Raw genomic sequence first — 13393 nt, 5'->3', positions numbered from 1 at the left:
CCATGGAAACCAAAGCCCATCACGCCCTGGTCGGCTTGTTCGCTGTCCTCCTGCTGGCGGCCGGTGGCTTCTTCGCCCTCTGGCTCGGCAAGGTCTCCTTTGACGAGGAGTATGCCTTCTATGACATCGTTTTCGACGGACCTGTCCGCGGCCTGCGCGAAAGCGGCGAAGTGCGCTTCAACGGCATCCAGGTGGGTGAAGTCACGGATCTGGAGCTCGATGATCAAAGCCGGGTGATCGCGCGTATCCGCGTGCTGGCGCAGACGCCGGTCCGGGTGAACAGTGAAGCCCAGCTGGAGCCGCAGGGACTGACCGGCCTGTCCTATGTCCTGATTACCGGCGGCACGCCGGAAGCCCAGCGCCTGGAAAGCCCGGCCAATCGCCCGCCGCCCCGCATCTTTGCCCGCCGGGCGCAGCTGGAAGGCCTGGTCGAGGGGTCCGAGGATGTGCTCGACGCCGCACAAACGGCGTTGTTCCGTCTGACAGCCCTCCTGTCGGAGCAGAATGTGGATGAGGTCTCGGCGACGCTGACCAATCTGCGCGAGATCACCGACCGGCTCTCCGAGGAGGAGGCGCTGATCACCGACATGCGCAATACGCTCGCCAGTATCGATACGGCGGCCCAGGGCATGAATGAGGCGGCGATCTCGCTGCAACGCTTCGGGGTGACGGCGGAAGCCTTCCTCAATAATGAAATGACGCTGGCGACCAATGAGACCACCCTCGCGGCCATGGCCGTGAACCAGGCCGCCGCCGATACCAACCAGATTGTTCTCACCCTGCAGCCGGCGCTGGAAAGCCTGGCCGATAGCGGCATCGAGGATCTCAACCGGACTCTCTCCGACCTGCGGCGCGTTGTTGCCTCGCTCGAGCGGATCACGTCCGAGGTTGAAAGCAATCCGGGGAGCTTCATCGCCGGAGCGCCCCGTGAAACCGTGGAGGTGCCGCAATGAGCGGATCGCATTACATCCGGGCGGCCCTTGTCGGGCTGAGCGCGCTGTCGGTCTCCGCCTGCGTTTCCTTGCTGCCGGAAGCGGAACCGGTCTCCGTCTATCGCCTGTCATCGCCGGAGCCGGCGGAGTTGGCCGGTGAGACCTGGACCATAATCGAGATCGATACACCGAACGCCCCGCGCGGGCTGTCCGGCGACCAGATCGCCATCATCCAGGACGGGGCGAGCCTCGCCTATATCCATGGAGCACGCTGGATTTCTCCGGCACCGCGCCTGCTTCAGAGCCTGGTGATCGACACCTTCAATGCGCGTCAGTCCGGACTGGCCCCGACACGCGCGGATGACGGGGTTCGGGCCGATTACGAGCTGCGCGTTGATATGCAGGAATTCGAGGCTGTCTATGATCGCGGCGAAGACGCTGCGCCGATCATTCGGGTTCGGCTTTCCGCTCGCCTGGTCGCGGAGCGTGGTCGCCGATTTGCCGGTGCCCGTGTGGTGACCGCGCAAGTGCGTGCCAGCGCCAACCGGACCACGGCCATTGTCGCTGCCTTCGACCAGGCTTCGCGCGAGGCCAGCAGCGAGATTGCTGACTGGACCGCCAGTCGCACGCAGGCCGCGGACAACTAGCCGTCCAACCCGGTGCGCAGCGCGGCGTTTCTAGCTGTCGTCCGAGTCGGGGTCCGTCTTGCCGCCCCGGTTTCCGCGCTTGGGTGCGGGGGCGTCTTCGTCATCGGGCATGGATGAGAGCAGATCCTTCCAGCGCCAGCCCGGCTCGCTGCCGGAACCGCCGGGACGCCGTCCGCCGCGCTCCGGGAAGCCAACGGCATTGTCTGCCCGCGGCTGGGTGGACGCTTCGGAGTGTCCGAGCGGTCGCGTCATATCGTCAGCCGCCCCTGTATCGCTTTCCGGCTCGGCCGCTGCCCCATCATCGCCTGACGTGGCCGTGCGCCGCGGCTTGCGGCCGGCCAGAGGGTCGGGCAGTTCATTGCTCGCCAGCTCCGGCGCGCGCCGACCGCCAGCAACCGAACCCATGCGCAGCATGAAGTCAGAGAGCAATTCGTAATTCTGGCGGATGCGGGCCTGGAAGGCGGCATCGATCTCCTGGGCCTCTTCGGCCGCTGCCATTGCCGCAGCATTCAGGCCCTCCAGACCACGGCGCAGGGTGTCGGCCGCTTCCTGGGCCCGGTCGCGCGCCATGCCGGGCATTTCCGACAGGCGTTCGGTCATGGCATCGAGATGACGCTCGACAGTCTGGGTTTCAGAGCGCGCCGCGGCAAGGACGCTTTCGAGCCGCTTGCGCACGGAATCAGCGGCCTCATCGGCAGCCACGGAGGCGCGCTTGGTCAGCTTGTCGGCTTCCGCCAGGCGCAGTTCGAAGGCTTCGTCGGAGCGGCGCGCCGCTTCATAGGCCGCCTCATTGGTCTGTTCGACCTTGCTGGCGACAATGTCGGCCTGGGCTTCAATCGCCTCAATCGCGGCTTCGGAGACGGACTTGGCTTCCTGGGCTGAGGCGACAAGGCGGGCGAGGGCGGATTCATGTTCCTGCGCCGCGCTCTCGGTCTCGGCGCGGACCCGGCCCGCCATCCCGTCAGCGCGCTCGATCGCGGTTTCCACGGCTTCGCGGAAAGCGACAGCGCCGTTTGATGCGGCCGAATTCAACGCGTCGGCACCATCCCGGGCTGTCGAGGCCATGACTTCCAGCTCAGCCTTGTGGAAGTCGAGTGCGGCGGCGATCTTCTCCTGCTCCTGACGCAAGGCTTCGCCGGCATCGGCCAGGCGCTGGCGATGCTTCACATAAGCGGCGTCGAGATTTTCGGAGCGCTCCTTGAGGCCATCCGACAATTCGCGCAAATGGCTGCTGCGTTCGGAGATGACGAGGGCCGCGGCGTCGCTGCGTTCGGTTACGGCGCTGCCGGCCTCCTTGAGATCATCGACACTGGCGCGTATCCGCTTCTCGCTGTCGGAGGCCTGGCTGGCAGCCAGTTCTGCGGCTGCCGCGACCATTTTGGACTGATCCGATATGGCGGCGGCGATCAGCGCGGCCTTGTCGTCCAGCGATTCCGAAACCTCGCCGAGGCGCAGGCGTTCCGAGCGCAAACCCTTGAGCAGGCTCTCGGTGCGGTCGCGGGCATCAGTGGCGGACTGTTCAAGGGACTCGGCGTGGTGACTGATCACCTCTTCCATCGCCGCCAGGCGGGCGAGTGCGCTTTCCAGCGCCGAATTGATCCGCTCGACCTCGCCGGACACGGCGGCGGACAATGTCTGGACTTCGTGCCGGGCATATTGCGCCGGCTCGGCCAGTTTGCGGATGGCCAGTTCGACCCGGCGCGTATTGGCAGAGCTCCGGACGATTTCGCGCGCCATCATGCCGGCGATGATGAAGATCAGGGCAGGCAGGAGCGCGAAGACCGACAGGCCCGTCAGCTGGCCAAAGCTGTAGCGGCCCAGAGCCTCGAAGGACTGGATGCCCAGATAGGCCCAGAGATAGGCACTGGCTCCACCAACCCAGCAAAGCGCGAAGCTGTTGCCCAGCCAGACCAGCCAGTTACCGCCCCGCGGCGGTGCGTCGGATCCATGTGTGTCCTGGCTGGCGGGCGCTGTCAGCGCATGGCCACCTGTCGGGGCTACCGGTGCCGGGTTGTCCTCGTCGGACACGGTCATCTCCGCGAGTTCGATCGTGTGGTCTTGTCTGGTCTCGGTCATTTCGGGCCTGGCTGGCTGTATTCCGTGTACGGCCCGTCCGCGCGCGCGGGCGTGCCGGTTGGGCTCAATATGGCAGAGAATAGGGGGAGATGCGCGCGAGGCACACAGATAATCTATGCAAATTCAATATTTGCAGCGGAAAGGTCGTGTGGGCGTCGGCCCGCGACCGGACGCTAGCTGGTATAGACCAGTGGCGGTGCCAGGAGTTCCGGCAGTTCCTGGCTGTCGCGGATCGGTGTCCATTGTGCGCACGGATCGAGGCTGATCTTGGTCCAGTGGCCGGGCTGGCTATCACCCAGGACCATTACCGCTTCGCGATACTCGGCGGGCTGAGGCGCCGGCGCCGAGCCGCATTCGGTCGAGCCAGACGTGTCCAGGCCGACCGATGACAGGGCCACCATCGCGAACCATTCGATGAGAGATATCAGAAACTGGACCATGTCTGGTGTGCGCCCGAACGTCCAAAGGATTGAATATGTGCGTGGGACCTGCATACGGTGAAGACAATTCACGCAAGATGAGAGTTTCATGAAGTCTTCGTAAGAAGACGGCGGAAATGGGGCAGGGCCCGCAGGAGCAGGCATGGACGCAGGTGAAGAAGGGGAAGAGGCTGGCATCCTGATCATGCTTGGCGTGACGGTGTTTGGCCTGCTCTTCGCAAACCTGCCGGGCTTTGCGCATGTCTGGGCGGCGGCCGATCTTTTGCCGCTGCAGACAGCAATGCCCGGCCCGTTGGACAGCCTTGCCTGGTGGGCCGGCCAGACCTTTGTCGCCTGGGTATTCAATATCCTCCTGATTGTCCTGTTCGGCTCGGCGCTCGCCCTGCGCGAGGGCAGTGGCGACAAGCCTGGCCTGGGATGGCTGTGCCTGCTGGGGCTCGGTCTGGCCTATCTCTTCTGGCATGGCGAGTTGCTGACTGTGATGGCGCTTGCCGCGATGATTGCCCTGCCGATGAGGGCGTTGCCGCCGGTCACGCGCTGGGTCTCGCTGGTGGCGCTGATTGGCGGCACGGTCCTGATCATTCTCGCGGGGATCGGTATTACCGCGCTCTTGCCCGACACGATGGGATTGCCCGATCTGCTGGGTCTGGATGATGGCCGCATCGCCGCGATCGAGGCGGCGCACCAGTCCGGCTTCTGGTCCCATCTGCCGCACAATATGGCGACGGCCCTGCAATTCCATCTGGTCGAGTTCTTCTTTCTGGGGGGCGGTGTGCTGGGTCTGGTCCTTTTGGGCATGGAACTTGTGGAGCGGGGATTCTGGGGCGGACGCTGGCCGGTCATGCCCCTGGTAATCAGTGCCGCCATCGCGCTCGGGATCGGGCTGCCGTTGAGCGGTTGGAGTGCGGTGCAGGCCATGAGTGTTGCCTTCGCGCCCTCGCAGGCCTGGGAAGGGTTGATGGCGCGCACCTTCGCGGCCTTGCTGCTTGCTTATGGCTATGCCGCTCTTGTCGTGCTTGCCATCCGCTTTCGTATTGCCGAGCCGGTCCAGCTCCTCTTCATCCGGGCCGGGCATCTCTGGCTGAGCGTCCATGTCGGCCAGATCATTGTTCTGACCCTTCTGTTTTCCGGATTGCCCGGTCTGGCCCTGTTCGGACGACTGGACCCTGCCGCGCTCTTTGCGGTTGGCGTGGTTCTGACCGGCGTCCAGGTGGGAGCGGTCTGGCTCACCGATCGGTATTTGCGGTCCGGGCCGGTGGAATGGTTGCTGGACGGTTTGGCCAATCGAGGTTTCGCGCGGCTGAGACGCTAGGCCTGGATCACAGTCAGTTGATTGAGATTGCCCCGAATAAACGTGCCTGCGGTCACGGGCATGGCACATGTGTGGTCGCACTCACACGGGGGACAGAACCATGATCCGAACACTTGCCACACTCGCAACGCTTACCTTGACTCCGCTGGGACTGACGTCGGTCAGCCTGGCGGACGATCCGGTTACCGAAGCCGCGCTCGAGCCATTGGCCGACCGTTTTGCCCGCGGCTTTTATGCCCGCGATGCCGAGCAGGTCCTGTCCACGGTGCATCCGGAGTTGTCGAAGCTCGGCCTGCGCCCCAACTTCCAGGGCCGGGGTCGCATGGTGATCGAGAACCTGACCCCGGGCGACCTGCAGGTCCTTGGCGAGTTGTATAATGCCGATGGACATTTGGACCCCATCACCTCGACCGTGGATGTCCGCTTCTTTGACAGCACCGCCGATACCGGTGTGTTCCAGCTGACCGCGGATACGGACTGGTATGACTTCTTCGTCGGCACCCGCATCAATGGCGAGTGGACCCTCGTGAATTGCGCCTATGGTGGTTTTGACTGGCTCGACAATCCCGGTCGCGCCGACGATATGCGCGCGATCGGTGACCTCGTCGAAACCTACGCCGCGGCGTGGGATGCCGGCGATGCCGAGGCTGTGACGGCCTCTGTCTATCCGGATTTCGACCGCCGTCATGTCGATCGCAGTGGCGACCGCGAATACCTGGCACCGGAAACCCTGGAGACCATTGCCATCCATCTCGACCGCGCGGGTGCCGCAGCAGCGGCGTCCGAAGTGACGGTGTTCGAGGCGACCCAGGCGACCGGCGCAGCGCGCATTGATGCGGCCGACCGGACCGAGTGGCTGTTCCTCCTGCGGGTGGCCGGAGAGTGGGAGATCGTGAACAGCTTCTGGGAAGTGCGCCGGGCCTAGCCGTCTGCGTCGGGCTGGTTTTCCGGGGCAGCGTCCCGGAAGGCCGGCTGGGCGCAGCAGGCAGCGTCCGCCGCTTCCAGGGCTGGCCAGTCTGCCATGTCGAGACCCCAACGCCGGGCATTATAGGCCTGTGGGACCAGATAGATGTCGGCCAGGCCGGGAGTCTGGCCGCCCAGATATTCACCGGTCCGCGGAGCGGCCTTCACCAGCGTCTCGAGCGCGTCGAGGCCGGACCTCATCCAGCGTTGCGCCCAGGCCTTCATTCCATCAGGCCCCTGACCAAGATCGCCGGCCACAGCCTTCAGCACGCGCAAGTTCTGAAGCGGGTGGATGTCACAGCCAATGACGGAGGCCCAGCCTCTCGCCTGACAGCGGGCCGTTGCGTCGCGCGGCAGGAAAGCCGGGTCAGGCCAGGTTTCGTCAATCCATTCCAGAATGGCCGGGGATTGCAGCAGGCGCACCCCGTCATGCTCGAGAACCGGGACCAGTCCCTGAGGCTGGATAGCGAGCCAGGCATCGCCGCGTTGTTCACCATCCTTGAGGTTGACCGGAACCTGCTCGTAGGCAACGCCCTTGAGATTGAGGGCGATCCGCAGCCGGTAGGCGGCGCTGGAACGCCAGTAACCATAGAGCTTGGTGGTCATGGGTCAGCCTCTTTCGGTCAGCGTGAAGTCAAGCGACGGCAAGCCGTCAATCTGCGCGGAGACCGCGTCGCCGGGCAGCAGGGCGCTGACACCGGCCGGGGTTCCGGTGAAAACCAGATCGCCCGGCTGTAGCGTAAAATAGCGCGCCAATTGGGCGAGCAAGGCCGCCGGCGGCAGGATCATCTGATCGAGATCGCCGGACTGGCGGATCTCGCCATTGACGCTCAGGGTTATCGCCCCGGCCGATGGCGGCGGGCCGAGCCTCAGCGCGGCCATGGGGGCTGACCGATCAAAGCCCTTCGCAATTTCCCAGGGCGCGCCCTTCGCCTTGAGGCGCGCCTGGAGGTCGCGCTTGGTCAGGTCGACGCCGGTTCCGCTGGCGACAATCGCTCCGCCCGCGCCAAGCGCCAGGACCAGTTCCACCTCGTGATGCAGATCCTCGGTCTCGTCGGGATAGGGCAGGGTGGGCGCAGTGGTGATGGCGCTGGCCGGTTTGGTGAAGAAGATCGCTTCTGCAGCTTCACCCATCTCCTTGGCGTGATCGGCGTAATTGCGCCCGATGCAGAAGACCCGGCCGACCGGGAAATGGCGGTTGTCGCCGTCAAGGACGAGGCGGGGCGGGGCGGGGCAGGTGATGAGATCGATCATGGGCTATCGATAGCCGAGGAAGGCTCACGCCGTCGAGCCAACAAACGTCTTGCAGCTGCTCCCCGCATCCGGCAGGTCTGGGTCATGACGGATCCGAACCCACCTGCGCTCAGCCTGCGCGACTATCTGCCTTATCGTCTGGCCGTGACCTCGAACCAGGTGTCGCGCCTCGTCGCCCGTGCCTATCAGGACCGGTTCGGACTGACGATCTGGGAATGGCGGGTGATTGCCCTTCTGGGCGAGGCCGCGCCGATGACCGCGCAATCCCTGTCTGACATCGCCGCCATGGACAAGGTGTCGGTGAGCCGGGCTGTCAAAGCGCTTGTCGAGCGCGGATTGGTCAACCGGTCCGAGCGCGTCACCGACAGGCGATCTCGGGATTTGCGTCTGACCGATACCGGGCTGCAGGTCTATCGCGAGATCACGCCCGTTGCACTCGAGGCGGAAGCCGCACTGCTCACCGGGCTCGACGATGCGGAAGCCGCAATGCTGGCGGACATGCTGGACAAGCTGAGGCGCCGCGCCGGGGAATTGCTGTCCGGCTCGACGTCCGACTGACGCTCAGATGGCCTGGCGCCGGTAATTCGTCGCAATCCGCCCGGCGGCGAGCATCGCGAGGATGGTCGAGATCGCAAAGCAATAGGCGCCGATCAGCGGGCGTGCCTGCAGAAGGAGACTGTCGCGCAGGCTGAATACGACGAGCGCGATCACCAATACGTCTGCCATGGACCATTTGCCCAGCTTCTGGAGCCAGCCTATCGCGTCCTCATGCCTCTTCAGTCCCGATGGCGGTGGCGCAAATTGCAGCCTCCACATCCAACTCAGCTTGGCGAGCGGCACGGCGATCGAGAAGGTCAGTACGACAAGGGCGAGAAACCATTCTTCGTCGACAAGCAGCGAACGGCCCAATGAGAGGATGGAGTGCTGGTCGTCCCACAGCCCAAGATGCCGCGTTTCCAGCGCCGGAAGTATCAGGCCGGGTATCAGCAGAACGCTGGCAAGCAACAGCAAGCCGGTTGCCACCGCATCATTCCTGATTGGTTCGCGCTGCTGCATGACACCATCCCAACCCATGAAGGCGGCAGAAAAGCGGCGGTGAGAGGCTTTTCGACAGCACCCGCTACCGCCCTTTGGGTCTTCGCTATACTTGGAGGTGGTGAAACCTTTTCTTTATTAAAATTGTCGATGCAACATAAAATTGAGTGACATCATCTGGTCATGCCGCATTGCAAGCATTGGTAATATCCAATTACTCACCCGAAAGTCGTGGTTAATAACCCTCCTGTACTTCGACCTCATACGCCGCCATGCGGTGACATATGGAACAGGACGGGGTGTCCCCAATGCGTAAATTCATTCTGCCGGCTCTGGCCGGTCTTCTCTTCACAACGCCGGCCATGGCCGAGACGACCCAGCGCGATCTCGAAGTGATCGGCCGCGCGCTGAGCTTCGTCGAAGGCGCCAGCGGCTCGGATCGCACGGTCGCGATCGTATACGACGCGGCAAGCGAAGCCGAAGCCCAGGCTCTGGCCTCGGCCATGGCGGGCGGTCTTTCCGCCGGTCGCGTCACGCTCAATGCCCGGCTTGTGCCGATGGCTGACAGCGGGTCACTCGGCGGTGCCGATGCTGCGGTTTTGCTCGGCGCTGCTGCCGGCGATGGCGGCGTTTTCTCCGCCGCCAGCTCGGCCGGCGTGATGACCGTTTCCACGGACATGAGCTGCGTTGAAAGCGCTCAGTGCGTGATGGGTGTGCAGAGCGCCCCGTCCGTGCGGATCGTCGTCAATCGCGGTGCAGCCGACAGCTCGTCGGTCTCCTTCGCCGCCGCCTTCGCCATGATGATCGAAGAAATCTAAGCGCAAACAGAGTTTGAGAGAGTACTAGCCATGAAGACCCAATTCCTCACAACGTCGATTTCGGTGCTTGCGCTGAGCGTCGCATTTTCTGCCACCTCCGCCGCGCAGACCCTTGACTACACCGCCATGAGCGATCTGTTTGGTGAGCCTGTCACCGCCGGCGCAACCGGCGCTCCGCAGCGCGCATCAGACGTCCCGGCCACGATGGTCATCATCACCCAGGACGATATCGAGCGCTTCCCGGAGTACGACATTCCGGGCGTCCTTCGTCACTTTGCAGGTGTCAATTTCAACCGTTATGCCTTCGGCGACGGTCAGGTCTCGATCCGCGGCGCCGCAACGCCTTACACGCCGCGCCTCCTGGTGCTGGTGAATGGCCGCGAAGTCTATCTCGACAGCTATGGTTATACCGCCTGGTCGAGCCTGCCGGTTGAAATGGCCGACATCCAGCAGATCGAAGTGGTCAAGGGCCCGCAATCTGCCCTTTACGGCTTCAACGCGGTCGCTGGTGTGGTCAATATCATCACCCGCAACCCGGCTCATGGTGACTATGCGACGGCCCGGGCCGATATCGGGACCGATGAGTATTCCAACGTGTCGCTGTCTGGCGGGCGTCAGTTCACCGAGAATTTCTCGGCACGTTTCAGCTACGGCGCGCAGGAGGGTAACGAGTTTGCCCCGTATGCCCCGAACGCTCAGGCGGTCGGTATCGCCGCAGCCGGCAACCAGTTCAGCCGTGAAAATGCCGCGATCGCAGCCACCTTCCGTTTCAACGACAAGGTCAGCATGAATGCGGAAGTCACGACGTCCGACGTGACGCTGGCAGAGACGGGCTCGATCTACCTTGCCGGTGGTACGGAATATGACCTGAACTCCTACCAGGCGGGTCTGGAAGCGGATACCGACTTCGGCTTCCTGACATTCTTCGCGTCCCGCAATGAATCCGAAATCGCCTACAACTTCGGCTCGATGGAGAGCTCGATCACGGTGTTCCGGGTCCAGGATCTCATCAATCTGTCACCCAGCGACACGATCCGTTTTTCTGTCGAGTATCGTGACGCCGAAGCCGGCTCCTTCCCGGACGCGACAGACGGCGATTTTGGCTACACGTCCAGCGCTCTCTCCGCCATGTGGAGCCACAAGTTCAGCAATGAGCTGGGGATGACGTTGGCGCTGCGCTACGACAGCGTCGAATGGAGCCGTGACGCGTCCCCGAACCCAGGCGGTTATCCGTTTGTGCAAGCAGACTATGACCGCTCCATCGAAGAGCTGAGCTACAATGCTGCCCTTGTTTGGCGCCCAGAGGCCGGTGGAACGGTTCGTTTCTCGGCGGCACGTGGCGTGCAGGCCCCGACGATGTTCGATGTGGGCTTCACGCTCTTCTTCGGAACGGCCTCGGTCAGTGGTGACCCGAGCATCGAGCCTTCGGTCGTTACCAATTACGAGATCGCTTACGACCGCGACCTGACGGCTGACATCACCCTTCGTGCCGCGGTATTCCATCAGGAAACCACGGACGTCAAAGGTGGTACGAGCGTCATTCCAGTGGTGTTCCCGCCGACCGCTCCGGTCCCGGTTTACCTGTTCGGCAATCACGGCGACACCCAAGTCTCCGGCGCGGAATTCGCACTGGCTGGCGACATGGAGCATGGCTGGAACTGGGATGTTTCCTACACCTACCAGTCGGTCGAGGATGACCTTTTGACCTTCGGCGTTTTCACGCCCCAGGACTATGAAGGGGCGACCCCGACGCATCTGGTCAACGCCCATCTGGGCTGGACCGGTGGTCGCTTCACGGTTGATGGCTACGTCAATTATGTCTCGTCGGTCGATATGCCGATGCAGCCGGCCTTCGGCGCTGTCACCAGCGAAGCAATCGACAGCCAGGTCGCTCTGTCCCTGCGGGGTCAGTATGACCTCACGGATTGGCTCTCGGTGGCCTTGAACGCCCAGAACGTGAACTTTGGCGACGGCGAGGTGACGAATACCAATCACCTCAATGAAAGCCGGGTCTGGGCCTCGCTGACCAGCAGCTTCTAATATGAAATGAACGCCCCGGCGCTGAATGGTGCCGGGGCGTTAACCCTGACTTTAGCGATTCGGGCGAATTGTCTGAGCATCGACAAAACCGCCAATCGGTGATGTCACCTGGGAGAGTTCAATGGGCAAGTTAACTTCACTATTCAAGCTGACGATCGCGCAATCCTTCGCGGTCGCACCGATTGCGGCGATCATCGCACTGATCGCGGTTGCCGGTCTCGGGGCCTGGTCCCTGCAGAACGGGTCTGACAGCCAGCAACGTGCGATGGGCGAAATGAACGCAGCCCTCGAACTCACCGATCTGAAGTCCGAATTGCAGACCATCAATAGTGACGTGCTTGCTGTGGTCACCGCCCAGGCTGCCGGCAATCCGATCGATGTGATGGCCGAGTTCGATGCCGTGGGGACACGCGTTGACGGCCTGTCTGCCCGCATCGCCGACCTCCAGGTGTCCGGTGCGGACATTGCCGCCGGCACGAACACGTTCGACAGCCTGGTCGAGCAGCTCGCCCTCTACAAGGACGCGCTCGATTTCGTCGGCCAGATGCTGGAGCTCGATTTCGCCAGCTCGGTCGCTTTCCTGCAGCCCTTCGATGCCGTCTTCGCCGAGATCAGCTCGGACCTCGATAACCTCGCCATGGAGGGTGCTTCCCTGGCCCGCATGGATGCCGCTGCCACGCAGGCCGGTGTCCGCAATTCCATCTTTCTCTTTATCGGTCTGACCATTGGTGTCGGCGTTGCCCTGATTGCCCTGGCAGTTATCTTCGGCCGTCAGATCTCGGCTTCGGTGCGCAAGATCGCCGCGGCCACGGAAACGCTGGCCGATGGCGATTACTCGCTCAACATCGCGGCGCTTGAGCGCTCCGACGAGCTGGGCGCTGTCGTCGAAAGCCTGAGCCGCTTCCGCGAGAAGGGCCTGCAGGCCGAGGAACTTGAAAAGGAACAGCGCGCCCAGGCTGAAGCCAATGAGCGCCGCGCGGCCAAGCTGAATGACCTGGCCCAGACTTTCGACGCCGAAGTCATGTCCATGCTGGGCGAAGTGAACGAGGCCTGCTCCTCGATGTCGGCGATTGCCGAACAGCTGTCGCAAGCCGCGACGGAGGGGTCCGAGCAGTCTGGCCAGATGGCCTCGTCGGCAGCTCAGGCATCGGCCAATGTCGAGTCGGTTGCGGCGGCCTCTGAAGAGCTGACGGCCTCCATCGCCGAAGTGACCCAGCAGATCCAGGGCTCCTCGGACATGGCCAGCCAGGCTGATGAGCGCGCCAAGTCGGTTCGAACCGTTGTCGACAATCTCGGCGCCGCGGCGCAGGAAATCGGCAATGTGGTCCAGCTGATCAACGATATTTCCGAGCAGACCAACCTGCTGGCGCTGAACGCCACGATCGAAGCGGCGCGAGCCGGTGAAGCCGGCAAGGGCTTCGCGGTCGTCGCCTCCGAGGTCAAGTCGCTTGCTGCCCAGACCGCCAAGGCCACGGACGATATCCGCGACCAGATCCAGGCGATCCAGGATGCCGCCGCGTCGTCTTCCTCCTCGATCGAGGATGTGACCCGTGCGGTTGGCGAAATCTCCCGCTCGGCATCGGCCATTGCCGCCGCCGCCGAAGAGCAGAGTGCGTCGACCCGTGAGATCTCGAGCTCGGTCTCCCATGCCGCGACGAGTGCGCGCGCGGTTTCTGACAATGTCGATGTGGTGTCCCGCTCGGCCCGCCAGACCGGTGATGCGTCCCAGGACGTGCTGCGCGCGGTCAGGACGGTTTCCGAGCGTGCCGAAAAACTGAACTCCACGGTGGAAACTTTCCTCACCGAGGTTCGCGAGGCTGGCTGACCTCTCCCCCCGATGTCGCCTTGCAACACAAGCGCCCGGACCTCTCCCCCC

The 13393-nt window shown here is 63.5% G+C and carries 13 protein-coding genes; 8 read left to right on the top strand and 5 right to left on the bottom strand.

Features of this window, described 5'->3' with window-relative positions:
• Positions 1 to 2 precede the first annotated feature (2 nt).
• Together JXQ94_RS08550 and JXQ94_RS08545 are read left to right on the top strand one after the other, a co-directional pair.
• Positions 3 to 953, top strand: coding sequence for an MlaD family protein (locus JXQ94_RS08550; protein ID WP_421923349.1), 951 nt, complete (start codon positions 3 to 5; stop codon positions 951 to 953).
• Positions 950 to 1579: an ABC-type transport auxiliary lipoprotein family protein gene (locus JXQ94_RS08545; RefSeq protein WP_421923348.1), complete on the top strand. Its 630-nt coding sequence runs from the start codon at positions 950 to 952 to the stop codon at positions 1577 to 1579. Before JXQ94_RS08550 ends, JXQ94_RS08545 begins: the two co-directional genes overlap by 4 nt.
• A 30-nt stretch (positions 1580 to 1609) precedes the next feature.
• On the opposite strand, the gene JXQ94_RS08540 is transcribed toward JXQ94_RS08545, so the two are convergent.
• Together JXQ94_RS08540 and JXQ94_RS08535 are read right to left on the bottom strand one after the other, a co-directional pair.
• The gene (locus JXQ94_RS08540) at positions 1610 to 3655 is read right to left on the bottom strand and encodes a hypothetical protein (protein ID WP_421923347.1); all 2046 of its coding nucleotides are present in this window, start codon (positions 3653 to 3655) and stop codon (positions 1610 to 1612) included.
• A gap of 173 nt (positions 3656 to 3828) precedes the next feature.
• Positions 3829 to 4095, bottom strand: coding sequence for a hypothetical protein (locus JXQ94_RS08535; protein WP_421923346.1), 267 nt, complete (start codon positions 4093 to 4095; stop codon positions 3829 to 3831).
• Between the two features lie 142 nt (positions 4096 to 4237).
• Between JXQ94_RS08535 and JXQ94_RS08530 the strand changes: the two genes are divergently transcribed.
• Together JXQ94_RS08530 and JXQ94_RS08525 are read left to right on the top strand one after the other, a co-directional pair.
• The gene (locus JXQ94_RS08530; protein WP_421923345.1) at positions 4238 to 5407 is read left to right on the top strand and encodes a DUF418 domain-containing protein; all 1170 of its coding nucleotides are present in this window, start codon (positions 4238 to 4240) and stop codon (positions 5405 to 5407) included.
• Between the two features lie 100 nt (positions 5408 to 5507).
• A complete protein-coding gene (locus tag JXQ94_RS08525) occupies positions 5508 to 6332 on the top strand; it encodes a hypothetical protein (protein ID WP_421923344.1) in 825 nt (274 codons plus the stop codon).
• On the opposite strand, the gene maiA is transcribed toward JXQ94_RS08525, so the two are convergent.
• Positions 6329 to 6976 (bottom strand): maleylacetoacetate isomerase, encoded by a 648-nt coding sequence (maiA, locus tag JXQ94_RS08520; protein ID WP_421923343.1) that lies wholly within the window; start codon positions 6974 to 6976, stop codon positions 6329 to 6331. The two genes, JXQ94_RS08525 and maiA, sit on opposite strands and share 4 nt — an antisense overlap.
• A 3-nt stretch (positions 6977 to 6979) precedes the next feature.
• A complete protein-coding gene (locus JXQ94_RS08515) occupies positions 6980 to 7624 on the bottom strand; it encodes a fumarylacetoacetate hydrolase family protein (protein ID WP_421923341.1) in 645 nt (214 codons plus the stop codon).
• Positions 7625 to 7708: 84 nt separating this feature from the next.
• Here JXQ94_RS08515 and JXQ94_RS08510 point away from each other — a divergent pair, with 84 nt between their 5' ends.
• A complete protein-coding gene (locus JXQ94_RS08510; RefSeq protein ID WP_421923339.1) occupies positions 7709 to 8182 on the top strand; it encodes a MarR family winged helix-turn-helix transcriptional regulator in 474 nt (157 codons plus the stop codon).
• Between the two features lie 3 nt (positions 8183 to 8185).
• Here JXQ94_RS08510 and JXQ94_RS08505 read toward each other — a convergent pair whose 3' ends face one another.
• The gene (locus tag JXQ94_RS08505; protein ID WP_421923338.1) at positions 8186 to 8680 is read right to left on the bottom strand and encodes a paraquat-inducible protein A; all 495 of its coding nucleotides are present in this window, start codon (positions 8678 to 8680) and stop codon (positions 8186 to 8188) included.
• Between the two features lie 287 nt (positions 8681 to 8967).
• Between JXQ94_RS08505 and JXQ94_RS08500 the strand changes: the two genes are divergently transcribed.
• The 3 genes from JXQ94_RS08500 (at position 8968) to JXQ94_RS08490 (ending at position 13342) form a co-directional block, all read left to right on the top strand.
• The gene (locus tag JXQ94_RS08500; protein WP_295695100.1) at positions 8968 to 9477 is read left to right on the top strand and encodes a hypothetical protein; all 510 of its coding nucleotides are present in this window, start codon (positions 8968 to 8970) and stop codon (positions 9475 to 9477) included.
• 30 nt (positions 9478 to 9507) lie between these two features.
• On the top strand, positions 9508 to 11517 hold the full coding sequence (locus JXQ94_RS08495; RefSeq protein ID WP_421923337.1) for a TonB-dependent receptor plug domain-containing protein: 2010 nt from the start codon (positions 9508 to 9510) through the stop codon (positions 11515 to 11517).
• A 121-nt stretch (positions 11518 to 11638) separates the two neighbouring features.
• On the top strand, positions 11639 to 13342 hold the full coding sequence (locus JXQ94_RS08490; RefSeq protein WP_421923336.1) for a methyl-accepting chemotaxis protein: 1704 nt from the start codon (positions 11639 to 11641) through the stop codon (positions 13340 to 13342).
• The last annotated feature ends 51 nt before the right edge of the window (positions 13343 to 13393 follow it).

It is taken from the genome of Maricaulis maris (assembly GCF_049116555.1).
Taxonomy (GTDB): domain Bacteria; phylum Pseudomonadota; class Alphaproteobacteria; order Caulobacterales; family Maricaulaceae; genus Maricaulis; species Maricaulis maris_C.
This window is presented reverse-complemented; position numbering and strand designations above follow the sequence as displayed.